27 protein-coding genes are annotated in these 23,828 nt (G+C 29.9%); 17 read left to right on the forward strand and 10 right to left on the reverse strand.

The features are described from left to right. Positions 1-34 precede the first annotated feature (34 nt). The 5 genes from ilvC to AJN70_RS06045 are packed head-to-tail and all read left to right on the forward strand — an operon-like array spanning position 35 to position 4,154. Positions 35-1,057, forward strand: a complete 1,023-nt coding sequence (ilvC, locus tag AJN70_RS06025; protein ID WP_002921147.1) for a ketol-acid reductoisomerase — start codon at positions 35-37, stop codon at positions 1,055-1,057. A 3-nt stretch (positions 1,058-1,060) separates the two neighbouring features. Continuing rightward, complete coding sequence (locus tag AJN70_RS06030) at positions 1,061-2,143, forward strand: divergent polysaccharide deacetylase family protein (protein WP_070295604.1); 1,083 nt, start codon at positions 1,061-1,063, stop codon at positions 2,141-2,143. Then, positions 2,133-2,906 carry a DNA-processing protein DprA gene (locus tag AJN70_RS06035; RefSeq protein ID WP_070295605.1) on the forward strand — a complete coding sequence of 258 codons (774 nt, stop codon included), beginning with the start codon at positions 2,133-2,135 and terminating at the stop codon, positions 2,904-2,906. Before AJN70_RS06030 ends, AJN70_RS06035 begins: the two co-directional genes overlap by 11 nt. After that, entirely contained in the window at positions 2,903-3,286 is a 384-nt protein-coding gene (gene ruvX / locus AJN70_RS06040; protein ID WP_002856861.1) for a Holliday junction resolvase RuvX, read from the forward strand. Before AJN70_RS06035 ends, ruvX begins: the two co-directional genes overlap by 4 nt. Before the next feature lie 28 nt (positions 3,287-3,314). Beyond that, a complete protein-coding gene (locus tag AJN70_RS06045) occupies positions 3,315-4,154 on the forward strand; it encodes an RsmB/NOP family class I SAM-dependent RNA methyltransferase (RefSeq protein WP_083262324.1) in 840 nt (279 codons plus the stop codon). 175 nt (positions 4,155-4,329) lie between these two features. On the opposite strand, the gene msrA is transcribed toward AJN70_RS06045, so the two are convergent. From msrA to aspS, 4 genes are read right to left on the reverse strand one after another with little or no spacing between them, the layout of a single operon-like run. Then, positions 4,330-4,827: a peptide-methionine (S)-S-oxide reductase MsrA gene (gene msrA, locus AJN70_RS06050; RefSeq protein WP_002876697.1), complete on the reverse strand. Its 498-nt coding sequence runs from the start codon at positions 4,825-4,827 to the stop codon at positions 4,330-4,332. 40 nt (positions 4,828-4,867) lie between these two features. Beyond that, complete coding sequence (gene ppa / locus AJN70_RS06055) at positions 4,868-5,386, reverse strand: inorganic diphosphatase (protein WP_002855031.1); 519 nt, start codon at positions 5,384-5,386, stop codon at positions 4,868-4,870. 9 nt (positions 5,387-5,395) lie between these two features. Continuing rightward, complete coding sequence (locus AJN70_RS06060) at positions 5,396-5,974, reverse strand: adenylate kinase (protein WP_002855137.1); 579 nt, start codon at positions 5,972-5,974, stop codon at positions 5,396-5,398. Continuing rightward, positions 5,971-7,722, reverse strand: coding sequence for an aspartate--tRNA ligase (aspS, locus tag AJN70_RS06065; RefSeq protein ID WP_002854803.1), 1,752 nt, complete (start codon positions 7,720-7,722; stop codon positions 5,971-5,973). Before aspS ends, AJN70_RS06060 begins: the two co-directional genes overlap by 4 nt. Before the next feature lie 90 nt (positions 7,723-7,812). Here aspS and AJN70_RS06070 point away from each other — a divergent pair, with 90 nt between their 5' ends. The 12 genes from AJN70_RS06070 to mrdA all read left to right on the forward strand — a co-directional run bounded on the left by AJN70_RS06070 (position 7,813) and on the right by mrdA (position 18,587). Continuing rightward, a complete protein-coding gene (locus AJN70_RS06070; protein WP_002876698.1) occupies positions 7,813-8,673 on the forward strand; it encodes an NAD(+) kinase in 861 nt (286 codons plus the stop codon). Further along, positions 8,673-10,196, forward strand: coding sequence for an AAA family ATPase (locus tag AJN70_RS06075; protein ID WP_002876701.1), 1,524 nt, complete (start codon positions 8,673-8,675; stop codon positions 10,194-10,196). The genes AJN70_RS06070 and AJN70_RS06075 overlap by 1 nt, the downstream gene beginning before the upstream one ends. Before the next feature lie 102 nt (positions 10,197-10,298). Next, entirely contained in the window at positions 10,299-11,543 is a 1,245-nt protein-coding gene (gene cbrR / locus AJN70_RS06080; protein ID WP_002876704.1) for a bile resistance response regulator CbrR, read from the forward strand. Beyond that, positions 11,534-12,349 (forward strand): TatD family hydrolase, encoded by an 816-nt coding sequence (locus AJN70_RS06085; RefSeq protein WP_002876707.1) that lies wholly within the window; start codon positions 11,534-11,536, stop codon positions 12,347-12,349. The genes cbrR and AJN70_RS06085 overlap by 10 nt, the downstream gene beginning before the upstream one ends. Beyond that, positions 12,349-13,467, forward strand: coding sequence for a lytic transglycosylase domain-containing protein (locus AJN70_RS06090; RefSeq protein ID WP_002852087.1), 1,119 nt, complete (start codon positions 12,349-12,351; stop codon positions 13,465-13,467). The genes AJN70_RS06085 and AJN70_RS06090 overlap by 1 nt, the downstream gene beginning before the upstream one ends. Next, positions 13,427-14,254, forward strand: a complete 828-nt coding sequence (locus tag AJN70_RS06095) for a septal ring lytic transglycosylase RlpA family protein (RefSeq protein ID WP_070295607.1) — start codon at positions 13,427-13,429, stop codon at positions 14,252-14,254. The genes AJN70_RS06090 and AJN70_RS06095 overlap by 41 nt, the downstream gene beginning before the upstream one ends. A 5-nt stretch (positions 14,255-14,259) precedes the next feature. Further along, complete coding sequence (locus AJN70_RS06100; protein ID WP_002866504.1) at positions 14,260-14,748, forward strand: HAD-IIIA family hydrolase; 489 nt, start codon at positions 14,260-14,262, stop codon at positions 14,746-14,748. Further along, the gene (locus AJN70_RS06105; RefSeq protein WP_004305490.1) at positions 14,739-15,254 is read left to right on the forward strand and encodes a hypothetical protein; all 516 of its coding nucleotides are present in this window, start codon (positions 14,739-14,741) and stop codon (positions 15,252-15,254) included. Before AJN70_RS06100 ends, AJN70_RS06105 begins: the two co-directional genes overlap by 10 nt. Then, the gene (locus AJN70_RS06110; protein WP_002871339.1) at positions 15,236-15,697 is read left to right on the forward strand and encodes an LptA/OstA family protein; all 462 of its coding nucleotides are present in this window, start codon (positions 15,236-15,238) and stop codon (positions 15,695-15,697) included. Before AJN70_RS06105 ends, AJN70_RS06110 begins: the two co-directional genes overlap by 19 nt. Continuing rightward, the gene (gene yihA / locus AJN70_RS06115; RefSeq protein WP_004305491.1) at positions 15,694-16,290 is read left to right on the forward strand and encodes a ribosome biogenesis GTP-binding protein YihA/YsxC; all 597 of its coding nucleotides are present in this window, start codon (positions 15,694-15,696) and stop codon (positions 16,288-16,290) included. The genes AJN70_RS06110 and yihA overlap by 4 nt, the downstream gene beginning before the upstream one ends. Next, positions 16,287-16,781 carry a hypothetical protein gene (locus AJN70_RS06120; RefSeq protein WP_004305492.1) on the forward strand — a complete coding sequence of 165 codons (495 nt, stop codon included), beginning with the start codon at positions 16,287-16,289 and terminating at the stop codon, positions 16,779-16,781. The genes yihA and AJN70_RS06120 overlap by 4 nt, the downstream gene beginning before the upstream one ends. Continuing rightward, positions 16,782-18,587 (forward strand): penicillin-binding protein 2, encoded by a 1,806-nt coding sequence (mrdA, locus tag AJN70_RS06125; RefSeq protein WP_002861350.1) that lies wholly within the window; start codon positions 16,782-16,784, stop codon positions 18,585-18,587. It begins immediately after the preceding gene. Between the two features lie 122 nt (positions 18,588-18,709). On the opposite strand, the gene AJN70_RS06130 is transcribed toward mrdA, so the two are convergent. The 6 genes from AJN70_RS06130 to AJN70_RS09625 form a co-directional block, all read right to left on the reverse strand. After that, positions 18,710-20,500 carry an aminopeptidase P family protein gene (locus tag AJN70_RS06130; RefSeq protein WP_070295608.1) on the reverse strand — a complete coding sequence of 597 codons (1,791 nt, stop codon included), beginning with the start codon at positions 20,498-20,500 and terminating at the stop codon, positions 18,710-18,712. 15 nt (positions 20,501-20,515) lie between these two features. Continuing rightward, a complete protein-coding gene (locus AJN70_RS06135) occupies positions 20,516-22,087 on the reverse strand; it encodes a peptide MFS transporter (RefSeq protein ID WP_052794811.1) in 1,572 nt (523 codons plus the stop codon). A 315-nt stretch (positions 22,088-22,402) separates the two neighbouring features. Then, positions 22,403-22,708 (reverse strand): hypothetical protein, encoded by a 306-nt coding sequence (locus tag AJN70_RS09860; RefSeq protein ID WP_315940639.1) that lies wholly within the window; start codon positions 22,706-22,708, stop codon positions 22,403-22,405. 18 nt (positions 22,709-22,726) lie between these two features. Further along, positions 22,727-23,152 carry a hypothetical protein gene (locus AJN70_RS09865; RefSeq protein WP_083262322.1) on the reverse strand — a complete coding sequence of 142 codons (426 nt, stop codon included), beginning with the start codon at positions 23,150-23,152 and terminating at the stop codon, positions 22,727-22,729. Beyond that, the gene (locus tag AJN70_RS09870; RefSeq protein WP_126253410.1) at positions 23,133-23,438 is read right to left on the reverse strand and encodes a peptide transporter; all 306 of its coding nucleotides are present in this window, start codon (positions 23,436-23,438) and stop codon (positions 23,133-23,135) included. Before AJN70_RS09870 ends, AJN70_RS09865 begins: the two co-directional genes overlap by 20 nt. Before the next feature lie 8 nt (positions 23,439-23,446). Beyond that, entirely contained in the window at positions 23,447-23,728 is a 282-nt protein-coding gene (locus tag AJN70_RS09625; RefSeq protein ID WP_032599933.1) for a hypothetical protein, read from the reverse strand. Positions 23,729-23,828 lie beyond the last annotated feature (100 nt).

A 23,828-nucleotide genomic window follows, 5' to 3' on the forward strand; every position in this document is an offset into this window, starting at 1 on the left:
ATACCTTTAATTTTTGAATTTTTAAGGAGTGAATATGGCTATTACAGTATATTATGATAAAGATTGTGATTTAAATTTAATCAAATCAAAAAAAGTAGCAATTATAGGCTTTGGCTCTCAAGGACACGCTCATGCGATGAATTTAAGAGATAATGGCGTAAATGTAATTATCGGACTTCGTGAAGGTAGTGTAAGTGCTGTTAAAGCAAAAAATGCTGGTTTTGAAGTAATGAGTGTAAGTGAAGCTTCTAAGACAGCAGATGTGGTTATGATTTTAGCTCCTGATGAAATTCAAGCAGATATTTTTAATGTCGAAATAAAACCAAATTTAAGTGAAGGCAAGGCTATAGCTTTTGCGCACGGTTTTAATATCCACTATGGTCAAATTGTTGCTCCAAAAGGTATAGATGTTATCATGATAGCACCTAAAGCACCAGGACATACAGTAAGAAATGAATTTACTTTAGGAGGTGGAACTCCTTGTTTAATAGCCATCCATCAAGATGAAAGTAAAAATGCTAAAAATTTAGCCTTAAGTTATGCAAGTGCGATTGGGGGCGGACGCACAGGTATTATAGAAACAACCTTTAAAGCCGAAACAGAAACAGATCTTTTTGGTGAACAAGCTGTGCTTTGTGGTGGGCTTAGTGCTTTGATTCAAGCAGGTTTTGAGACTTTGGTTGAAGCAGGTTATGAACCTGAAATGGCTTATTTTGAGTGTTTGCATGAAATGAAACTCATTGTGGATTTGATTTATCAAGGTGGTATTGCAGATATGCGTTATTCTATCTCAAATACTGCAGAATACGGCGATTATATTACAGGGCCAAAGATTATTACTGAAGAGACTAAAAAAGCGATGAAAGGTGTTTTAAAAGATATACAAAATGGTGTTTTTGCAAAAGATTTTATCTTAGAACGCCGTGCAGGTTTTGCTAGAATGCATGCAGAACGCAAAAATATGAATGATTCTTTGATAGAAAAAACAGGGCGTAATTTGCGTGCGATGATGCCTTGGATCAGTGCTAAAAAATTAGTAGATAAAGATAAGAACTAAACATTGTCAAAGAAAAAATTAGTTCAAATTCAGCGTTATTTAATCATAGCTATACTTTTTTTACTTTGTATAGCTTTAGCTTTGGGAATTTTAGTAAAATATCAAAATTCCCAAGATGTTTCTTCTGTTAAGCCGGATTATTTTATTGATAAACAAGAAGATTTAATTTCATCAAATAAAGATCATTATGAAATTGGTATTTTTCAAGAGAATGAGTTTGATAATAATAAATCTGTAAGTATTTTAGAGCAAAAAATTCAAGAAATTGATGATTTAAATATAAGTTTAAATGAGCAAAATTTAAGCAATGTAGAGCAGAATTTAAGTTTAGAACAAAATCAGAGTTTGGAACACAATTTTATTCCAAAAGATACAAATTTAACTCAAGATCAAAATTTAACTTTTGATGAAGATATTCATTTAAATAAAATTTCTAAAAAACCAAAACTTGCTATTATTATCGATGATATGGCAAATGCAAGTCAGGTTAGAGGTTTAAAAGCTTTAAATTTAAAGTTAAATCCTTCTTTTTTCCCGCCAGATAAAAACCATAGCGAAACGCCAAAACTTGCTTTAAAATTTGATTTTTATATGGTGCATTTACCTTTAGCAGCGATTAATTACAATAAACCCGAGCTTGATACTTTAAATCCAAATGATAGCAAAGAAAGAATTTTTAAAAAAATCAAGCAAATTAAAAAAGATTTTAAGGATTTAAGATATATCAATAATCACACAGGAAGTTTATTTACAAGCAATGAAGAAGCTATGAGAAAGCTTTACGAGGCTTTAAAAAATCAAAATATATTTTTTGTAGATTCTAAAACTATAGGAAATTCTAAGGCAAATAAAATCGCTAAAGAACTCAGTATGCCTTATATACAAAGAGATGTGTTTTTGGATAATGAGGATGATGTTAATTATGTTAAAAAACAACTCGAAAGTGCAGTAAAACTTGCACAAAAAAAAGGTTTTGTTATAGCCATAGGACATCCTAGGAAAAATACTTTTAAAGCTTTAGAGCAAAGTAAGGATTTGTTAAAAGGCGTTGATCTTGTGTATTTGAGTGAAATTTATGGCAAGTGAAATTTTGCCTGATGAATTTTTAGAACTTTTTAAAGATTTAAAAAAGCCTCCTAAAAAATTACACTATAAAGGAAATTTATCTTTATTAAAACAAGATAAAATCGCTATTATAGGTTCAAGGCGTATGAGTGTTTATACGAAAAATTGTGTTTTTTCTTTAGCGAGTATGCTTAAAAATGCTCATCTTTGTGTGGTAAGTGGCGGTGCTTTGGGTGTGGATATCACCGCAAGTGTGGCGGCTATGCCAAATACTATAGGTATTTTTGCTAATGGTTTAGATCAAATTTATCCAAGAACTAATGAAAAAATCATTAAACAAATTTATGAAAATGCTTTGGCTTTAAGCGAATACGAAGATGATTATTTGCCAAAAAATTATGACTTTTTACTAAGAAATCGTTTGGTTATTGCTTTAAGTAAGGCCGTTGTAGTTGCACAAGCAGATATAAAAAGTGGTTCTATGCAAAGTGCAAAACTTGCTTTAGAACTCAATAAACCTTTATATGTTTTACCGCAAAGACTAGGAGAAAGCACAGCAACTAATTTGCTTTTAAAAGAAAATAAAGCAAAATTGATTTGTGATTTCAAAGAATTTGTAAGTGAGTTTGCAAGTATAGATACAAATCAAGATGAACTTTTAGAGTTTTGTAAAAAAGGTGTGAGTGTTGATGAGGCTTTAAAAATTTATGGACAAAAAGTTTATGAATACGAACTTGAGGGAAAAATTTCCATAGAAGGGCTTTTTATAAGGGTTTTAGTATGAGAGCTTTGGCTTTAGATGTAGGTTTAAAACGCATAGGTGTAGCGCTTTGCGTAGATAAAAAGATCGCTTTGCCTTTAGATGCAGTTTTAAGAAAAAATCGCAATCAAGCCGCCAATGAAATCAAAAATTTACTTAAAATACATGAAATTTCTTTACTAATTGTAGGCATTCCTAAGGGTGGATCAAGCGAAGAAGAAATGACAAGACGCATTAAGCATTTTGTTTCTTTGCTTGAATTTGATAAAGAAATTTGCTTTGTAGATGAAAGTGGAACAAGTAAAGAAGCTTTAGGATACGGTGTAGCCAATACACGCAAAAAAGATGGTAAATTAGACTCTTTATCCGCTTTTATCATGATAAAGGATTATTTTGCTCTCTAGAATAGAAAAACTTTATACCAAAGATGAAATGCAAAATATTTTATCTTCTTTTACTCAAGAAAAAAATGTTTGTGTATTTGCAAATGCTTTAAAAACCAGCATTGAAGAATTAGAAAAAGAATTTTTAAAACAAAATTTAAAATTTAAAAAGATCAACGCTTATTGTTATTTGTTTGACGCCAAAGATAAGGCTATCTTAAGTTCTATGAAAGCTTTTAATGAGGCGCACTTTTATATACAAAATTATTCTTCTTATTTGTGTGCTTTAAATTTAGAAGTTAAAGCAGGGCAAAGTGTTCTTGATATGTGTGCAGCTCCGGGTGGTAAAAGTATCAATCTTGCAAATTTTATGCAAAATACAGGTTATTTAGCTTGCAATGAGATGAGTAGGGATAGATTTTTTATTTTGCAAAAAAATCTTAAAAATTACGGCGTGATTGCTAAAGTTTTTATGAAAGATGGTAAAAATATAGGCAATTTATGTCCTTTAAAATTTGATAAAATTTTACTTGATGCACCTTGTTCAACTTTTGCTAAAATAGGTTTTGATTTGGAAAAAAGTTATAAAGAAATCAAAAATATTGCAAAAACTCAAAAAAAACTTCTACATTCTGCTTTAAAGGCATTAAAAATAGGCGGAGAGCTTGTATATAGTACTTGCACCTTTACCAAAGAAGAAAATGAAGAAGTGATAGAGAATGCTTTAAAAAGCGAGTTTAAATTAGAGCTTTTAGATATTGATTTGGAAAATGTTGAGGCTAAAGCAGGGCAAAGTGAAGAATTTGCTGAAATTTCAAAATGCAGACGGATTTTACCAAGCTTAGACTATGATGGATTTTTTATAGCTAAGCTTAGGAAATTATGTTAATTGATAAAATTATTCACATTTAAATACAAATTCATAAAAAAACTTAAAAAACAATAAATAATTTTTTCTTTATTTTAAAGCTTAAAGTTCTATTTTTAAGTACTTTGAAAAGAAAATCACAGCGTGAAAAGGCTGTGAATAAAGTTGAAATTTTTTTAACCTTAAAAAGATGAAATTAGTCTGATTGTATTTTTTGCAGTTTTGGAACTATTACAGCTTGACAATATCCTTGATTGGGATTATTTATAAAATAATGTTGATGATAGTTTTCAGCTTTGTAGTAAGTTTGCAATCTTGAAATTTTAGTAACTATTTTTTTGCTAAATATTTTTTGCTGTTCTTCGATGAAATTTTGAGCTAAAATTTTATCTTCTTCATTTTCGTAAAAGATTATTGAGCGATATTGTATACCAATATCTCCACCTTGTTTATCTATACTTGTTGGATCATGAATTTTAAAAAAGAGTGTTAAGATTTCAAGAAGAGAGATTTGTTTTTCATCGTAATTTATTTTGACAACTTCTATGTTACCATCACCATTACACACGCTTTCATAGCTAGGATTTGGATTTCCTCCGCTATATCCAACTTCAGTATCGATTACACCTTTTAGGCGTTCAAATACGGCTTCAACACACCAAAAACAACCACCACCTAAAACGATATTTTTCATTGCGAGTTTTCCTTGAGTTTAGCCCTTTGAAGGGCTAGGATTATTTGTAGTTTTTGATTGCTTTTTCTAAAATTTCAATTGCAGCTTTTTCATCTTTAAAATCTTGTACTTTAACCCATTTGTTTGGCTCTAAAATTTTATAAGTTTCAAAGAAATTTTTGATTTTATTTAAAGTTGCTTGTGGTAAATCTGTGTAAGTTTTTATATTGTCATATCTTGCATCTATTTTTGAATTTGGAACTGCAAGAAGTTTTTCATCCATTCCGCTTTCATCTTCCATGATTAAAACACCAATTAAGCGGCAAGGAATCACGGCTCCAGCTTGGATAGGATATTCATTAAGCACTAAAATATCCACAGGATCACCATCATCAGCCAAAGTATTGGCAATAAAACCATAGTTTGCTGGGTAAAACATCGCACTAGCCATAACGCGATCTACCATGATAGCACCACTATCTTTATCGATTTCGTATTTGATGCTTGATCCGTATGGAATTTCAATTACGGCATTGATTTTATTTGGAATATCTCCGATTTTGATTTTGCTTAAATCCATTTTTTCTCCTTATATACTTTGAATTTTTTTAATCAGTTCTTTCATGTCTGCAACAATAGGTTCGATAGTGCGTTCCCCATCGATAATAAAATGAAGTTTTTTCTTTTGATAAAAATCTAAAATTTCATTTAAAGGTTCTGTATAAACTTTCATTCTATTATAAAACACTTCTTCATTATCATCTGCACCACGATTTCTGCCTAAAACTCTTTCTTTGGCAACTTCTTCGCTTACTCTTACTTCTATAACACCTTTAAGACAAATTTCATTTTGCTCACTTAAAACCTTGTCAAATTCCATCATTTGTTCTACGCTTCTTGGATAGCCATCGATGATAATAGTTTTAGTTGGAGCAGCTTTTAGTGCGCAAACTATAGTATTTACAACAACATCTAAAGGAACAAGATTGCCTTTGGATATAAAACTATCTATAGTTTTTCCAAGCTCACTCCCACTTGCTACTTCAGCTCTTAAAAGATCTCCTGTTGAATAGTGTGTGATATTTGTCGCATCTGCTTGTGCGATTAAACTAGCATCGGTAGTTTTTCCACTACCTGGTGCACCTATGATTAAAAACAATTCTTTCATTTTATATTCTCCCTTAATTTGATTCCTAATTCTCTCATTGCTTCATTGCTGGCAGGCGATGGTGCATCTGTCATTAAGCATTGCGCTCTTTGGGTTTTTGGAAAGGCTATAACCTCTCTTATGCTGTTTGCTCCTGTAACTAGCATGATGAGTCTATCAAGTCCTATAGCGATACCTCCATGTGGTGGAGCACCAAAACTTAAAGCATCAAGTAAGAAGCCAAATTTTTCTTTTTGTTGTTCTTCATCGATATTTAAAAGTTTAAATACTTTTTGTTGAATATCGTTTTTATGGATTCTTATACTACCTCCACCTAGCTCAACGCCATTTAACACTACATCATAAGCAATAGATGAAATTTCTTCTAAATCAGTCTCATCGATATTTTTTGGCATGGTAAAAGGATGGTGCATCGCAGAATAACTTCCATCATCATTTTGTTCAAACATAGGAAAATCAACAACCCATAAGAATTCTAAGGCATTTGGATCTATAAGATTTAACTCGTTGGCTAAGAAAATTCTAAATCTTCCCATATAATCAAGCACGGTTTTTTTAGCTCCTGCACCGAAAAATACCACATCTCCTACTTCAAGTTCACAGCGTTTGCTTAGCTCATTTAAATCTTCTTCGCTAAAGAATTTGCAAAGCGGACCTTTAAGTCCATCTTCTTTAACTTGTATAAAAGCTAAGCCTTGAGCACCAAATTTACGCACAAATTCTTCAAATCTTTGCATTTGTCTTTTTGAAAAAATAGTATCGCCTTTTGGAACGCGTATGGCTTTGATGCGATTTTTCTTTGTATCTTTGGCAATATTTGCAAAAATTTCATTATTTGACTTAGCAAAAATATCAATCACATCAATAAATTTAAGATCAAATCTTAAATCTGGCTTATCAGAGCCATAATTCTCCATAGCATCTTTGTATTGCATTTGTCTAAAAGGGGTTTGAATTTCTTTGCCGCAAGCTTTGAAAATATCTTTTAAAAAAGTTTCAGCTACATTGATTACATCTTTTTGTTCGCAAAAACTCATTTCAACATCAATTTGTGTGAATTCAGGTTGGCGATCAGCTCTTAAATCTTCATCTCTAAAACATTTTGCGATTTGAAAATAACGATCAAAACCGCTACACATTAAAAGTTGTTTGAAAAGCTGAGGGCTTTGTGGAAGAGCATAAAATTCACCCTGATGCACACGAGAAGGCACGAGATAATCTCTTGCGCCTTCGGGAGTAGCTTTGGTAAGAATAGGGGTTTCAACTTCTAAAAATCCCATATTTGCCAAAGAATTTCTAGCTGCTATACAAGCTTTAGAACGCAAGGCAAAATTTTCATAAAGTTTAGGATTTCTTAAATCTAAAAAGCGATATTTTAAGCGTAATTCTTCATTTACACTTTCATCGGCGATAGCAAAAGGAGGTACGGCACTTTCATTTTCTATGGTAAGTTTAGAAACAACTACTTCGATTTCTCCTGTTTTTAATTTAGGATTTACAAGTCCTTCGCCACGCGGACGAATAGCACCTTCTGCAATAAGTACAAATTCATTTCTTGCATTGGAAGCGATTTCATGAGCTTCTTTGCTATCATTTGGATCGCAAACAAGTTGGATAATACCACTTCTATCTCTTAAATCTATAAAAATAACTCCACCATGATCGCGGTAGCTATTTACCCAACCGCAAAGTTTAACGCTTTGACCAACATGGGAAATTCCCAAGTCTGTATTATAATGACTTCGCAAATTTATTCCTTGAAAAAGATTTTTTAAGATAATGAGCAAAATTATAGTATTTTTATTCTTTTGCTTTGCTAAGATTTGATATAATTTTTTATGCAAAATAAAATGGATTATAAAAATATTAAAAAAATCGGACTTGTTACACGACCCAATGTGAGTTTAGATAAGGAAATTTTAAAACTTCAATCGATTTTATCTATATATAAAGTTGAACTTGTATTGTTTAAAGAAAGTTCTGAAATTTTAGATTTGCCAAAGTATGGATTGGATGATTTGTTTAAAATATCTGATTTTGTTATTTCTTTAGGTGGAGATGGAACTTTGATTTCTTTATGTCGTAAAGCTTGTGAATATGATAAAGCAGTTTTAGGAATTCATGCTGGACATTTAGGTTTTTTAACAGATTTTAAAGTTGATGAAGCTGAAAATTTTTTTCAAGCTTTTTTTCAAGGAGAATTTAGAATAGAAAAGCCTTATTTATTAAGTGTTTTTTTAGAAGATAAGCAAGGAAAAATTTTAGAAAAATTAGCTTTTAACGATGTGGTCATCAGTAAAAACAATCAAGCTTCTATGGCTCATATAGAAGTTTTTAGAAAAGAAAAGAAATTTAATGAATATTTTGGAGATGGGCTTATTGTTGCAACTCCTGCGGGTTCAACAGCTTATAATTTAAGCGCAAATGGACCCATAGTTTATACTTTAGCTCAAGCTTTTATCTTAACTCCTGTTTGTTCTCATTCTTTAACACAACGCCCTATTGTTTTGCCAAAAGGTTTTGAAATAGAGATTATGGCAAAGGATTGCATACTTTGTATTGATGGGCAAGAAAATTATAAAATGAATGATTTTAAAAGTATAAAAGTGGGTTTAAGTGATAAAAATGTGGCTTTAATTCACCCAAAAAATAGGGATTATTTTCAAATTTTAAAAGAAAAATTACACTGGGGAAATTGATGATAAATAGAATTTTTATGAAAGAAAATCTTGGTTTTAAAAAGGCTGAGCTTGAAATTTCTAAAGGGCTTACCGTTTTTACAGGCCTAAGTGGAGCTGGAAAATCAGTTTTGTTTAAAGGAATTTTATCCGCATTTTCTTTGAGTGAAAGTGAGGCTAAAATTGTCGAAATAGAACTAGATGATAAGTTAGATTTAGAAAGTTTTGGCATAGAAAGCGAAGAGGAGAATGTTTTTAAGCTTTTAAAAGAAAAAAACACAAAATATTTTATTAACAATCAAAGCATAGCGAAAAAAAGTTTGCAAAATTTAAGTAAAACTTTTATTAAGTATTTAAGTGCAAAGGAAAATAACGAATTTGGAAATGAAAAATTTTTAAATCTCTTAGATGCCTTAGAAATGCAAGAAAATACAAATTTTATTTCCTTTTTAGAAGATTTTAAAAAAGATTTTAATGCTTATAGTCAAATTTCTAATGAGCTTAATGCAATTTTGGAAGAAGAAAAAAAAGTAGAAGAATTAAAAGAATTAGCTAGAGTGCAAATTGAAAAAATTTCAAGCATTAATCCTAAAATAGGTGAGTATGAAGAGCTTTTAATACTTAAAAAAAAGCTTTCTAAAAAAGATAAATTAGAAGAAGCTTGGAGTAAGGCAGAGCGTATTTTTGAGCTTGAAAAAGTTGTTATTGAAGCTTTAAATTTAAGCGAAGTTGATGCAAGTTTTTTTAGTGAATGTTTAAATGAATTACGCGTGATTTGTGAAAATCAAAAAATGGAAGATTTGGATTTTGATGTGGAGACGCTTTTAGATCGCATTGAAAATTTGTCCTATCTCATCAAGCGTTATGAAAGCATAGAAAATGCTTTAGAGGTTTTAAAACAAAAAAAACATGAACTAGAACATTATGAAAATTTAAGTTTTGAAAAAAAAGAACTTGAAAAAAAATTTCAAGAATTAAAACAAAAATTAGAAGAAAAAGCGCAAATTTTAAGTCAAACAAGAAAGAAAAACCTTAAAAAATTAGAAAAATGTTTAAATAATTATCTTAAAGATCTTTATATGAAAGACGCAAGTTTGACACTTAAAGAAAATGAAAAAATTTCAATTTTAGGCAAAGATGAGATAATGCTAGATATTAATTTAGCTCATTTAAAAAATTTAAGTTCGGGTGAATTAAATCGCTTAAGACTTGCTTTTATAGCCACAGAATGTAAAATTTTAAATGCAGGTAAAGGGATATTATTTTTAGATGAAATTGATGCAAATTTAAGTGGAAAAGAGGCTATGAGTATAGCCAAGGTTTTAGAAGAGCTTTCTAAGTTTTATCAAATTTTTGCTATTTCTCATTTGCCTCAACTTTCCTCTAAGGCACATAATCATTTTTTAGTTGAAAAAAATGGCGAAGAAAGCAAGGTAAAAAAGCTTGATCAAGAAGAAAGAATTAAAGAGCTTGCTAGGATGGTAAGCGGAGAGCTTGTTAGTGATGAAGCAATCGAATTTGCTAAGACCTTGTTTAAGAATTAAGCGGATTTTTTATTTTACTATGTTAGAATATATAACTATAAAATTTCCTTTCTTTGAAACAAATATATTAAAAATTTTAGATATAAAGGTATTTTACACACTATGAATAAGAAAATTTTAATTATTGATGACAATAAAATGCTCGGCAAACTTTTAGCTAAAAAAATTCAAATGACTTTAGATTATGAGGTAGATATTGCTTTTGGTTTCGCCGAAGCTAAGGAATTAGTGAATAATGATTATTTTTTAGCTTTTGTGGATTTATGTTTGCCAGATGCCCCAAATGGTGAAGTTGTGGATTATGTTATAGAAAAGAAAATTCCTGCTATTGTTCTTACAGCTAGTGGTGATAAGGCTACTAAAGAAAAATTTATGGATAAAGATATATTAGATTATATTTTTAAAGAAAGTGAAACTTGCATTGATGAGATTATTAGTTCTATTGTAAAACTTAATCAATATGCAAAAACTAAAGTAATTTTAGCTATGAGCAAGCTACCTGAACGTAATGAAATTAAAAAAATACTTACTCAAAGACAATTTAATGTTTTAGCTGCAGCTCATGGTGAAGAAGCAATGAGTTATTTAAATGATAATAATGATGTTAAGCTTATTATAGCAGATGTCAATATGCCAGTAATTAGCGGTTTTGAGCTTTTGACTCAAGTAAGAGAACGTTTTAGCGATGATGAATTAGGTGTGATTCTTTTAGGGGATCATAATAATTCATTTGAAGCGAATTCTTTTAAAAATGGAGTTAATGAATATTTGTTTAAGCCTTTAAACAAAGAAAGTTTTAATTGTCGCTTAGATCGTTGTTTATCTTACATGGATGATAAAAAATTTTTAAGCACTTATAATGTTTTAGATCCTGTATCTGGGGTTAAAAATTATAATGCTTTAATCGATGGAATAGATGATTATTTTAACGAAATAGCAACAAAAGACGAGGAATTTGCTTTTGCTTTCTTAGATATAGATAATCTTCAAATGATTAACGATGAATACGGTCGTGAAGTTGGTGATGAAGTAATTAAAATCTGTGCTAATGAAATAGTTAATGAAACTAAAGGAAGAGATCTTGTAGGTAGATATAGCGCAGAAAAAATTTGTATTTTACTTAAAAATATATCCCAAGAAAGAGCGATTAAAATCTTTTCTCGTATACGAGTAAATATAAAAAAAGCTGGTGTTTTAGTTAATTTAGATGAAGTCTTTTTTACAGCTTCTATAGGCGTGGTTTTTGGAAAAAGTGGAGATAAGATTGATTCTTTGGTTGATAAAGCAAGTAAAATATTGTCTCAAGCAAAAGATAATGGCAAGGATAGAGTTGAAGTATGTTCTTAAATCTTGATTTTCAAGATGGTTTAAGGATTGTTGATACACATTGCCATCTAGACAGTGAAGCATTTAAAGATGATTTAGATGAAACTTTAAATCGTGCTTTTAAAAATGGTATAGAGAAAATTATCATACCTGGTGCTGATATAAAAGACTTGCCTTATGCAGCTACAATTGCTCATAAATATAAAAATATTTTTTTTGCAGCAGGGGTGCATCCTTATGAAATTGATAATTATGATGAGAAAATTTTAAGGCAGTATTTATGCGATGAAAAGTGTGTAGCTGTAGGTGAATGTGGGCTTGATTATTTCCGTTTTAAAAGTGATCTTGCTGAAGAAATTCAAAAAGAAAAAGAAAATCAAAAAAAGATTTTTATTGCACAGCTTGAGCTTGCTATTGAATTTAAAAAACCTGTTATCATTCACTCAAGAGAAGCAAATCATGATACTTATGAGATTTTACATGGGTATTCTAAGGATCTTGTAGGAGGAGTTTTACACTGCTTTAATGCAAGCGAACATTTGCTAACTCTTTTTGAAGAGGGATTTTATTTTGGTATCGGGGGAGTTTTAACTTTTAAAAATGCTAAGAAATTAGTTGAGATTTTGCCTAAAATTCCAAGAGATAGATTACTACTTGAAACTGATGCTCCATATCTTACTCCAGAGCCTTATCGCGGTAAAAGAAATGAACCTTTGTTAACTCAATTTATAGCAAACAAAATGTGTGAAGTATTGAATTTATCAAGAAAAGAGCTTCTAGAAATTTGTTTTAACAATTCTGAAAAATTATTTTTTAAAGGTTATTAATGAAAAAAATTTTATTGTGTTTTTTAATATGTTTTAATTTTCTTTTTGCACAAATTAATACTCCTGAATTTTATGAAAGACAAATGAATGTTTTAAGAAATTTAGATATTAATCCAAGTTTTATTAGTGATTTGATTTTTGTGCAAACTCAACAAGATATAAAATCAAAACATGCTCAAACTTTAATAGATAGTATGCAAAATTTTTCAAAAGTTACTCCTATGATAAGAAAAATTTTAGCCCAGCAGGAAGTTCCTGATGAGATTTTGTATCTAGCTATGGTTGAATCAGGCTTGAAAACTCATAGCGTTTCTAATGCCAAGGCTGTAGGGGTTTGGCAATTTATGCAACCAACAGCTAGAAATTTGGGTTTAAGAATCGATGCTTATGTTGATGAAAGGCGTGATCCAGTCAAGTCAACTTATGCTGCTACAAATTATTTAAAAGAGTTAAAAGAAGAATTTGGCAAATGGTATTTAGCGCTTTTAGCTTATAATTGCGGAAATGGCAAACTAAGACAAGCTATCAAGCAAGCAGGAAGTGATGATTTAAGTGTTTTATTGAACCCTGATAAGAAATATCTTTCTTTAGAAACTAGAAATTTTATAAGAAAGATTTTAACGCTTGCTTTTTTGGCCAATGATAGAGATTTTTTACTAGATAAAGATGCGTCTTTAATGAATTATGCTTTAAGCAATGAATTTGCAAAAGTTGATGTGCCTTCTTCTGCATCTTTAAAAGAAATAGCTAAAAATTTAAATATGGATCTTGCAACATTTAAGAAATATAATCCACAATTTAAACATAATTTTACGCCTCCTGGTAAAGGGTATTATATGTATATACCACTTAATAAAGTAGCATTTTTTGATAAAAATTTTAAAGCAGAAAAACTTGCGAAGGTTGATACAACTATACCTATGACAAGAACTTATACCGTTAAGTCTGGTGACTCTTTATATAAAATAGCAAAAAATTACAATATAAGTGTTGATGAAATTCGAGAATTCAATAAAATAGCAAAAAATCATCTTAGCATTAATCAAAAATTAATTATACCAATTAAGGAGAATAAAAATGCAAATAAAAACAATTACACTAAAGTTGTCAGCCGTTAGTCTAGGGGCTTTATTTTTTAGTGGTTGTTTAGGCACTAGTTTTTTTTCTAGCTTGGATAATGCTCAAGTGTATTATCCTTCAAATGATTTTAAAAGCAGTCCTAGTTCTTCAGGGACTAAAGGAACGATGAAGCCTTATACTATCAACGGTAAAACTTATTATCCTACTGTTGTAGCAGTAGGTGAAACTGCTGATGGTATTGCAAGTTGGTATGGTCCAGGTTTTCATGGTAAAAAAACCTCTAATGGCGAAACCTATAATCAAAACGGTTTAACCGCGGCTCATAAAACTTTACCTATGAATACCATTTTAAAAGTAACCAATCTAAATAACAATCGTCAAGTTACCGTTCGTGTGAATGATAGAGGTCCTTTTGTAAATAATCGTATTATAGATTTATCAAAAGGAGCTGCTAGTCAAATTGATATGATTGCTTCAGGAACAGCTCCAGTAAGGCTTGAGGTTATAGGATTTGGTTCAAGTAGCTCGGGTAATAATATTGTACATTCTAATGTAAACTATGGAAATAGTGGAGAGATTGCAAATAATGGACAAATTTATGAAGGTGGAAATTTCATGGTTCAAATTGGAGCCTTTAAAAACCCAGCTGGAGCACAAACGATAGCAGCAAGATATAAAACTTATAGAACTTATAGCTCTACTATACGCACAAGCTCAGTGGATGGGTTAAATCGCGTTTTCTTAACAGGCTTTAGAAGTGAAGATGAAGCAAGGGATTTTGCTGCAAGTGGTGCATTTGCAGGTGCATTTGTTGTAAGAGAGTAGAAATTATGACAGAATTGATTTTTTTGGATGTAGATGGCTGTTTAACTGATGGGAAGATTATTTATACTTCTAATGGAGAATTTATTAAAGAATTTGATGTAAAAGATGGAGCGGCTATCGAGGCTTGGCTAAAGCTTGGTAAAAAAATTGCTATTATTACAGGTAGAAATTGTCCTTGTGTTGAAAAAAGAGCTAAAGATTTAAAAATAGAAATTTTATATCAAGGCATCAAGGATAAGTTAGCTTGTGCAAAAGAAATTTTACAAAAACTTAATTTAGATTTTTCTCAGTGTGCGGCTATTGGGGATTATTTTAACGATAAGGCTTTGCTTGAAAGTGTAGGACTTAGTTTTAAGCCAAAAGATGGTCATAAAGATTTAAATGTAGACATAGTGCTTAGCAAAAAAGGTGGTAAGGCTGCTGTAGCACAGATGATAGAAATTTTAGTAGAAAAAAATCATTTAGAAGAAGAATGGAATAAGCTTTGGCTATAAAAATTTTTGGAATTTTAATTGCTCTTTTTACAATTACTTTTACGATTTTAAGTTTGCAAGATCCGTATTCTTTGAATTTGCAAACTAATGCTTTAAATTTTAAAAATATTGAGGCTAAAAATTTGAAAGCTTATGAGAGTAATGCTAGTACAATTAAGGCATATTATAAGGCAAATTCTTGGGTGAGATATGCAGATAGAGATGAATTTAATGATTTTATTACTTTAAATTTAGATTTTAATCTTAGTGCGAATCGTTTAGAGTTTTTCAATAAAGATATGAGCAAGGTTTTGTTTGAAGGAAATGTTACTTATATAGGTTCTAATAATGTCGAAATTATTTCTCAAGAGGTAGAATACCAACCTAAGGATAAAATTTTACACACAAATACTAATTTTAAAGCTCTAATCAATGGAAGTATTATTAATGGAAATACTTTAAACTATGATACAAAAAACAAAATTTTAAATATCCAAGGAGTAAATGCGTGGTTGCAAGACAAATAATTTTATTGTTAGCTTGTGTAAGTGTAACTTGGGCAACTCAAATTGAAGTAAAAGCTTTAAATTTTTACTCAGATGAAAATAAGGGTGAAAGTATTCTTAGTGGAAATGTAGAAGTAATTAGGGGTGATGATATTTTAAATTCTGAAAAATTGATTATTTATACGGATAAAAATCGCAAACCTATTCGTTATGAAGCAATGCAAAATGCTACGTTTAAGATTGTTTTAAAGGGTAAAACTTATAAAGGTAGTGGAGATAAATTTATTTATAATGTTATTAAAGATACTTACGAGATTAATGGTCATGCTTATATAAATGAGCTTGGAAGTAATCAAAAACTTTTTGGTGATAAAATAATAGTCGATAGAAAAGCTAATATTTATCGAGTGGAGAGTAAGGATCAAAAACCTGCTCGTTTTGTGTTTGATCTTAAAGACAAATGATAATTAGTGCTAAATTTATCACTTCTTTAGTGAAATTTGATGAGAAATTGAGCTCAAATTTTAGTGAAGTAGCATTTTTGGGGCGTTCCAATGTCGGAAAAAGTTCTTTAATCAATTCTTTGTGTAAACAAAAAAATTTAGCCAAAAGTTCAGCAACTCCTGGAAAAACTCAGCTTATAAATTTTTTCCAAGTAACTTGCAAAAGAAATGAAGAAAAATTTAATATCAATTTTATCGATTTACCAGGGTTTGGTTATGCAAAGGTTTCTAAAAATTTAAAAGCAATATGGAATCAAAACTTAGATGAATTTTTAAAATTAAGAACCTCGATAAAGTTATTTATACATTTAATCGACTCAAGACATACTCATTTAGAGATCGATGTAAATTTAAATGACTATTTGAAAAGATTTTTACGACCTGATCAAAAAATTTTAAAAGTTTTTACCAAATGCGATAAATTAAATCAAAGTGAAAAAGCTAAGTTAAAAAATGAATTTAAAGATTCTATTTTAGTTTCAAATTTGAATAAAATTGGCCTTGATTCTTTAGAAGATATTATTATCAATCAAACTTTAGGTCTTGATAAATGAGAAGAAATTTAAATGCTTATAAGGCAAAATTTAATGGATCTTATGTCTTTTTAGGATTTTTTTTTCTAATTTATCAGATTCTTGGTTCGACTTTTGTATATACTCCGTTACTTTATGGGATTTTTTTCTGTTATATGTTTTGCTTGCTAGAAGAGAGAGAAAGGACTTTTTCAAAGCTTGATTTTAGATGGTATTTTTCTTTATTTTTTTTATTTTTTACTGATATAACTTATAATTTTTTTATTTTTTCATCTTGGCTGGCGTTTTTTATTTTTTATTATCTTTGTGCGGATTGGATTAAGACAAATTTAAAAATTGGTAAATTTATCCCTGTTGTTTTTGTGCTTTGTGCTTACGGCATTATTTTGTTTTTGGATATGATATTGTCTTATATTGGAGATGAAAAAATTAAAATTTTAGGATGGGCGTATATTGTTTCAGTTTTTATAGAATGTTGTTTAGCTTATGTGTTTTTTAAAGGCAAAATTTAAATGAGAATGCGTTTAGTTGTTGGATTTATACTATTGTTTTTTATATTTTTATTAAGTCGTGTGTATTATTTGAGTATAAAATCAAATGTATATTATGAAGAACTTGCTAAACAAAATGCCATAAAAACTGAATTTTTAGCACCTGTTAGGGGTCAAATTACAGATAGAAATGGAACTTTATTGGCTATTAATGATTTGGGTTTTAGTATTTCTATTAAACCTTATTTAAGTATTAAAAAGTCAAATAAAGGAATTCTAGATAAAGAACTATCTGAACTTGCAAATTTATTTCCTGATTTAAATGCTAGTAAATTAGCAGAAATTTATAAGAGAAATGATTCTTACTATAATCAAGATTTTATTAAAGTTGTAGATTTTATACCCTACGATGAGATTATTCCGCATTATTCAGAGTTAAATCTTAATAAAACAATAAAAATAGATCCTGTTGTAAAAAGAAAATATCCTTTTGGAAAATTGGCTTCGCATATTATTGGGTATGTAGGTAAGGCAAATTTGCAAGATGTTCAAGAAAATGAAATAGCAAAACTTTCTAACTATACGGGAAAAAGCGGTATAGAACGCTATTATAATGATATTTTACAAGGAGAAAAAGGAACTAGGGTTTATAAGGTTAATGCCTTAAATCAAGAAGTAGAACAGCTTTCTTACACTCCTGCTATGTCTAATGATATAGAACTTACGATAGATATAGAGCTTCAGTCTTATTTAACTTCATTATTTGAAGGGAATGCTGGAGCTGCTATAATTATGAATGTAAATGATGGATCTATTTTAGCTGCAGGGAGTTTCCCTGAATATGATCTTAATCCTTTTGTAACAGGGATCTCTTTTAAGGATTGGGACGAGCTTTCAAATAGTCTTGATCATCCTTTTACAAATAAACTTATAAATGGATATTATCCTCCAGGTTCTGTTGTAAAAATGGGAGTAGGGCTTTCTTTTTTAAATTCTAAAAATATTAGCCCGACGACTCAATATGTTTGCAATGGAAGCATTGAGCTTGGAGGCAGGTTTTTTAGATGTTGGAATCGATCGGGCCATGGACCTGTGGATTTAAAACATGCGATAAAATATAGTTGTGATGTTTATTTTTATAATGGCAGTTTGCAAGTTGGAATCGATCAAATAAGTGAAACTTTATCTCGCATTGGTTTTGGAGCGAAAACAGGGGTAGATTTACCTAGTGAATTTGTAGGAACTTTACCAAGCAAAGAATGGAAGATGCAAAGATATAGACAATCTTGGTTTCAAGGTGATACTTTAAATACGGCTATAGGTCAAGGTAGTTTTCTTACAACACCTATGCAAATTGCTAGATATACAGCTCAAATCGCAAAAGGTGGAGAGGTTATACCTCATTTTTTAAAAAGCATAGAAAATAACAATACAACTATAGAAAATCAAATGGATGAAAATAAAAAAGAAATTTTTACTTTATTTGAAAAGAGTCAATTGCCTTATATAAGAGATGCAATGTATGCTGTTGCCAATGAGCAAGGAGGAACCTCTTATCGTTATTTGCATAATCTTGATGTGAAAGTTGCAGCAAAAACAGGAACTGCTCAGGTTGTGGGATTTTCACAGACAGATAAAAATAGGGTTGATGAAAAACAATTTGAGTATTATACTAGATCTCATGCGTGGCTCACTTCTTATGCTCCTTATTCTAAGCCAAAATATGTAGTTACCGTTCTTTTGGAACATGGTGGGAGAAATATTACTTCAGGGGCAACTGTAGCTAAAATTTATCAAAAAATGATTGAACTTGGATATTTTAAATAATTTTTAGTTGTAAATCGAGTTTTTCAAAAAAAACTTTTTTAGCAATTGGTTTAAAAACCTTGTATTAAACAAATTATAAGTTTAATACAAGGAAAATTTATCTATGTTAACAAAAAAGTATCTTAAAAGATGGCTTTTGTTTTTTTTTCAAGCCAAACTAGAGCTTTTGGATAATCACCTAGCTTAGGAGAAAGTTTTTCAAATACTTCTTTGTGATAATTGTTTAACCATTCTTTTTCTTTTTCATCTAACATTTTTATATCAATACAAGATATTTCAAAAGGACAAAGGGTAACAGGTTTAAAGTATAAAAACTCTCCAAAATCTTTATTTTTAGGATTTTCTACTTTGGTATGAATAACTAAATTTTCAAGTCTTATACCCCATTTACCTACTTTATAAATACCTGGCTCTATGGAGGTTAGCATACCTTCTTTAGCTTTTGTTTTTTCAAGCACAGGGGATAGATAAGATAAAACTTGTGGACCTTCATGGACATTTAAAAAATATCCCACGCCATGTCCTGTGCCGTGTATATAGTCAATTTGTTCTTTCCATAAAGGTGCGCGTGTGATTGCATCAAGTAAGGGCATAGCTATATCTTTTGGAAAAATTGCACTGGAAATGGCAATATGTGCTTTTAAAACCAAGGTATAGTCATGAATTTGTTCTGCATTAGCCTTTCCTATTGGTACAACGCGTGTAATATCTGTTGTACCGTTTTTATATTGTCCACCAGAATCAATAAGTAAAAGCCCATCTTTTTTAAGATAAGCAAAACTCTCTTTTGTGGCTTTATAATGTGGATATGCTGCGTTTTCGTTAAAGCCTGCTATAGTGGCAAAACTATCACTTATGTAGTACTTGCTTTGTGCTCTAAATTCGCTTGCTTTAGCATCTATGTCCAATTCGCTTATTAATTCTTTATTTTCTATCGCTTCTTCAAGCCAGGCAAAAAATTTACATAAAGCCACTCCATCTTCTATCATAGCATCTTGTATATGCGCTATTTCTTTTGTATTTTTAGCTGCTTTTAAGTGAGTGCTTGGATTAATTTCTTGGATGATTTTTACGCTTTTGTCTAAAGAATTTATGAGTAAAGCGGTCATTTTTGAAGGTTCAATAAGCAAATTTGTATTTGTAAGTTTTTCAAGCTCCATGATGATTTCATCATAATTTTTAAGCCAAAACCCATCTAAATTTAATTTTTTTTTAAGTTCTGAATTTACTTTTTTCTGATCAACAAAAAGCAAAGCTTTGTCTTCCAAGATTAGCAAATGACTTAAAAATACAGGATTATAATTTACATCATTCCCTCTTAAATTTGTAAGCCAAGCTATATCATCAAGGCTGGAGATTAAATGAGAGGTAGTATTTAAATTTTTCATTTTTTGACGCACTAATGCTAATTTTTCTTTTCTTGAGTAAGAGCAGTATTCTAGTTCGTGTTCATAAATTTTTTCTTGTGGTAAAGTGGGACGATCTTTCCAAAGTGGACTTATTAAATCTATATGTTTTAAATTTGCCTTGCAATTAATCTTTAAATCTTTTTGCAAAGATAAAGGTAAAAGTGCAAAATCGATGCCTAAAATTTGATCTTCGCTTAAATTTTTTTCCAACCATTTGGTAAAAGTATTTTTAGCATCTTGCTTTTGTAAAAGTATGCCACTACCTTCTAATTCCTTTTGTGCTTGAAGCCAATATCTTCCATCTACCCACAAAAAGCCCTCTTCTTGTGTGATAAGAACTGTTCCAACAGAACCCTTAAAGCCACTGATAAAGATTCTGTTTTTGTAATATTCTGGTAAATATTCGCTCAAATGCGGATCTGCACTTAAGATGAGATAGGCGTCAATATTATTTTCTTTCATTAATCTTCTAAGTTCTAATACTCTTTGTTTGTAAATACTCATATTTTCTCCTTAATATTAATTTTTTAGTATTTTATTGATAGGTTTTTTGAGTATAAGTAAAATTATAACAGCACCAAGTAATATCCACATACATTGGTAAAATAAATTTGGCAAATAAGCTATATTTTCTTTACTTGCTTTACCACCTATGAATCCAGCTAAAGCATTGCCTAATGCACTTGCTACAAACCAAAGTCCCATGACTTGAGATTTAATTAAATTAGGTGCAATTTTTGTCATTATAGAAAGTCCCACAGGGGAAAGGCAAAGCTCTCCTAAAACCATAAGCAAAAAGCTACTGACAAGCCACCAAGGTGAAACTAAAATAATTTGTGATGAATTTTCTAAATTTTCTCTTAATGTATTAGCATCGCCATTTAAACTAATTGCATGATTTGAAGCTAAAGCCATTATTAAAAATGCCAAAGCTGCACCCAAAAGTCCTAATGCAAATTTAATAATAGATGAAATTTCTTTATTATTTTTGGCACATATAGTCCATATAAAAGCACTAAAAGGTGCAAAAAGTATAACAAATAAACCTCCAAGAGATTGAAACCATATTGTAGGAATTTCATAATTTAATATGGTTTTATCTGTTAATTTTTCTGCAAAAAAATTAAAAGAAGTGTATTGTTGCTCATATACTGACCAAAATAACGCAGCCGCTAAAAATAAAACAATAAAAATAATTAAATTTCTTTTTTCTTCTATTTTTAAAGAAGTAAAAGCGAAAAGATATAAAAAATAAATTCCAGCACAAGCTAAGATAGTTAGAATAATATTTTTATTAATAACTTGTGCATCTAATTTTATAAAACCACCAAGGATTAAAAATATTGCTCCAAGCAAAACAATACCTGATACAATGATGATGTAAAATGCGTTTTTGCTTTTTTTGCTTGGTCTATCCCAAGTAGAGTCTATGCCAACTTTTTCATCAAATTCTTTTAAATCAGGCATAGTTTTTAGGTAGAAAATAATTACCGCTAAAAGCATACCAATCCCACCTGCACCAAAACCAAAATGCCATCCGTATTCTTTTTGTAAAAAGCCGCAAATTAAAGGAGCTACAAAAGCACCAAAATTAAAACACATATAAAAAAGAGTAAAACCAGAATCACGCCTTGCATCATTTTTTTTATAAAGCATTCCAACCATTACAGAAGCGCAAGTTTTAAAAAGTCCTGTACCTATAACCAAAAAAACCATACCAACAAAAATCATTTTATTGTTAAAATAAGAAAAGGCTATGCACAAATGTCCAAATGCTATAGTTAAAGCACCTAGTAAAATTGCTCTTTTTTGTCCTAAGTAATTATCCGCAAGCCACCCACCTGGCAAAGCAGCAAGATATAAACAACTTGCAAAAATTCCCATAATTGCACTTGCTTCTTCAGGTTTTAAGTTCATTCCACTTTTTTCAAAACTTGCTATCATAAAAAGGTAAAGCAAGGGACGAATTCCGTAAAAAGAAAATCTTTCCCAAAGCTCGGTAAGCGAAAGAGATAAAAGTGGTTTTGGATGTCCAAAAAATGAAGTATCTAAATTTTTTACATTTTTACTTAATTTATATCCTTTATGTATTTTTATTTATAAATTATAGACAAGAAATTAAAAAATATGTATAACTTTGTAATATTTTTAAATAATTTATATCATAATGTTACTTTTTTGCAAATATAAAAAAAGAAATATTAAGATCAATTTTCAACTTTGGTGTATTTTGTATTTTAAGTTTAATTAGATAATTGCTTATTTTTTCGTTAAGAATTTTATAAATTGGTTTTTTAGCAATAAAAAGCATCCACATGCATTGTCCAAAAATACTGGGAAGTTGATCGATGTTTTTAATATTGACATAAATCCTGCAACAAAATTTCCAAGCGCACTTGCTACAAACTAAAGTCCCATGACTTGATTTTCGATTAAATCAGGGGCAACCTTAGCCATTATAGAGAGTCCAATAGGAGACACGCATATTTCCCCAAGTGTTAAAAAGAATATACTTATGATAATCCAAGCCATGGATATTGGTAAACCATTGTTGTTTATTAGATTTTGTGAAGCAAAGGTCATCATCATAAAACCAATACCGGCAAATAATATTCCTAAAGTAAATTTTCCAATGGAAGAAAAATATATATTTTTTTTCTCTAAAAATATCCAAATATAACTTGCTATAGGAGTAAGTATTATGATAAAAATTGGATTAAAAGATTGAAATCAGTTTGTTGGAATTTTCCAATCAAAAATATTTCTATTTGTAAAATCTTGCGCAAAAAGATTATAAGCAGTAGGTTTTTGTTTAAAAGTACTCCAAAAAAAAGTGGCTGCAAAGAATAAAACAATTAAAATTGTTAATTGCTGTTTTTCTCTTTTATTTAAGGTTTTAAAAACAAAAAGATATATGAAATAAATTACCAAACATAGTAAAATTACAATTAGAAGTTTTTTTGATAGTATTATGGGATTAATATCTGCAAGATTAATAAAAATTAGAAAAAATCCAATAATACTTAACAAGCTTATACTTAGTATAAGAGTTAAATTTTTACTTTTTTTAAATGGTTGTTCCCAGTTTCGCTTTAAAGTGTAATTTTTATGAAATTCTTCAAGCTCAGGGATAGCTTTAAAATATAAAATAAGCAAAGAGATTACCTAAACCTCCTATGCCAAATCCTAAATGATAATTCCATTTTGCTTGAACAAAACCACATATAAGAGGAGCAATGAATGCTCCAATGTTAATTCCTATATAAAAAATCGTATAGCCAGTATCGCATCTTGTATCATTTTGTTTGTATAACATTCCAACTGTTACAGAAGCGCTAGTTTTAAAAAATCCAGTACCAATAACGATAAAAGTAAGCCCTAAGAAAAACATAGGTGTGCTTAAAATAGATAAGGCTATGCTAATATGTCCTAAAGCTATAATAAAAGAACCTAAAAATAAAGCCTTTTTTGCCCTAAATAATTATCAGTAATCCAGCCTCCAGGAAGTGCTGCTAAATACAAGCATCCTGCAATGCCATAAATTGCCAAGGCGTATTCAGTACTTATTCCAAGTCCACCTTTGCTTATGGTTGTTGCCATGAAAAGCACAAGTAAAGATCGTATGCCATAAAAAGCAAATCTTTCCCAAAGTTCTACCATTGATAGAGAGAATAAAGGCTTGGGATGACCTAGGAAATTTGTATCGAGTTTTTGTATTTCTTGCTTAGTCACTTCCCAACACCTTTCTTTTTTATGCTTAAAATATTTTAACTAATAGTAATAGAAAAATAATTAAATTACAATATTTTTAAATATTTTTTTATAATAATAT

It is taken from the genome of Campylobacter sp. BCW_4341 (assembly GCF_001764255.1).
Taxonomy (GTDB): domain Bacteria; phylum Campylobacterota; class Campylobacteria; order Campylobacterales; family Campylobacteraceae; genus Campylobacter_D; species Campylobacter_D jejuni.

Coding starts and splice junctions, on each gene's coding strand:
- ilvC (WP_002921147.1), top strand. CDS start 35: ATGGCTATTACAGTATATTATGATAAAGATTGTGATTTAAATTTAATC.
- AJN70_RS06035 (WP_070295605.1), top strand. CDS start 2,133: ATGGCAAGTGAAATTTTGCCTGATGAATTTTTAGAACTTTTTAAAGAT.
- ruvX (WP_002856861.1), top strand. CDS start 2,903: ATGAGAGCTTTGGCTTTAGATGTAGGTTTAAAACGCATAGGTGTAGCG.
- AJN70_RS06045 (WP_083262324.1), top strand. CDS start 3,315: ATGCAAAATATTTTATCTTCTTTTACTCAAGAAAAAAATGTTTGTGTA.
- msrA (WP_002876697.1), bottom strand. CDS start 4,827: ATGAAAAATATCGTTTTAGGTGGTGGTTGTTTTTGGTGTGTTGAAGCC.
- ppa (WP_002855031.1), bottom strand. CDS start 5,386: ATGGATTTAAGCAAAATCAAAATCGGAGATATTCCAAATAAAATCAAT.
- AJN70_RS06060 (WP_002855137.1), bottom strand. CDS start 5,974: ATGAAAGAATTGTTTTTAATCATAGGTGCACCAGGTAGTGGAAAAACT.
- AJN70_RS06070 (WP_002876698.1), top strand. CDS start 7,813: ATGCAAAATAAAATGGATTATAAAAATATTAAAAAAATCGGACTTGTT.
- AJN70_RS06075 (WP_002876701.1), top strand. CDS start 8,673: ATGATAAATAGAATTTTTATGAAAGAAAATCTTGGTTTTAAAAAGGCT.
- cbrR (WP_002876704.1), top strand. CDS start 10,299: ATGAATAAGAAAATTTTAATTATTGATGACAATAAAATGCTCGGCAAA.
- AJN70_RS06085 (WP_002876707.1), top strand. CDS start 11,534: ATGTTCTTAAATCTTGATTTTCAAGATGGTTTAAGGATTGTTGATACA.
- AJN70_RS06090 (WP_002852087.1), top strand. CDS start 12,349: ATGAAAAAAATTTTATTGTGTTTTTTAATATGTTTTAATTTTCTTTTT.
- AJN70_RS06095 (WP_070295607.1), top strand. CDS start 13,427: ATGCAAATAAAAACAATTACACTAAAGTTGTCAGCCGTTAGTCTAGGG.
- AJN70_RS06100 (WP_002866504.1), top strand. CDS start 14,260: ATGACAGAATTGATTTTTTTGGATGTAGATGGCTGTTTAACTGATGGG.
- yihA (WP_004305491.1), top strand. CDS start 15,694: ATGATAATTAGTGCTAAATTTATCACTTCTTTAGTGAAATTTGATGAG.
- AJN70_RS06120 (WP_004305492.1), top strand. CDS start 16,287: ATGAGAAGAAATTTAAATGCTTATAAGGCAAAATTTAATGGATCTTAT.
- mrdA (WP_002861350.1), top strand. CDS start 16,782: ATGAGAATGCGTTTAGTTGTTGGATTTATACTATTGTTTTTTATATTT.
- AJN70_RS06130 (WP_070295608.1), bottom strand. CDS start 20,500: ATGAGTATTTACAAACAAAGAGTATTAGAACTTAGAAGATTAATGAAA.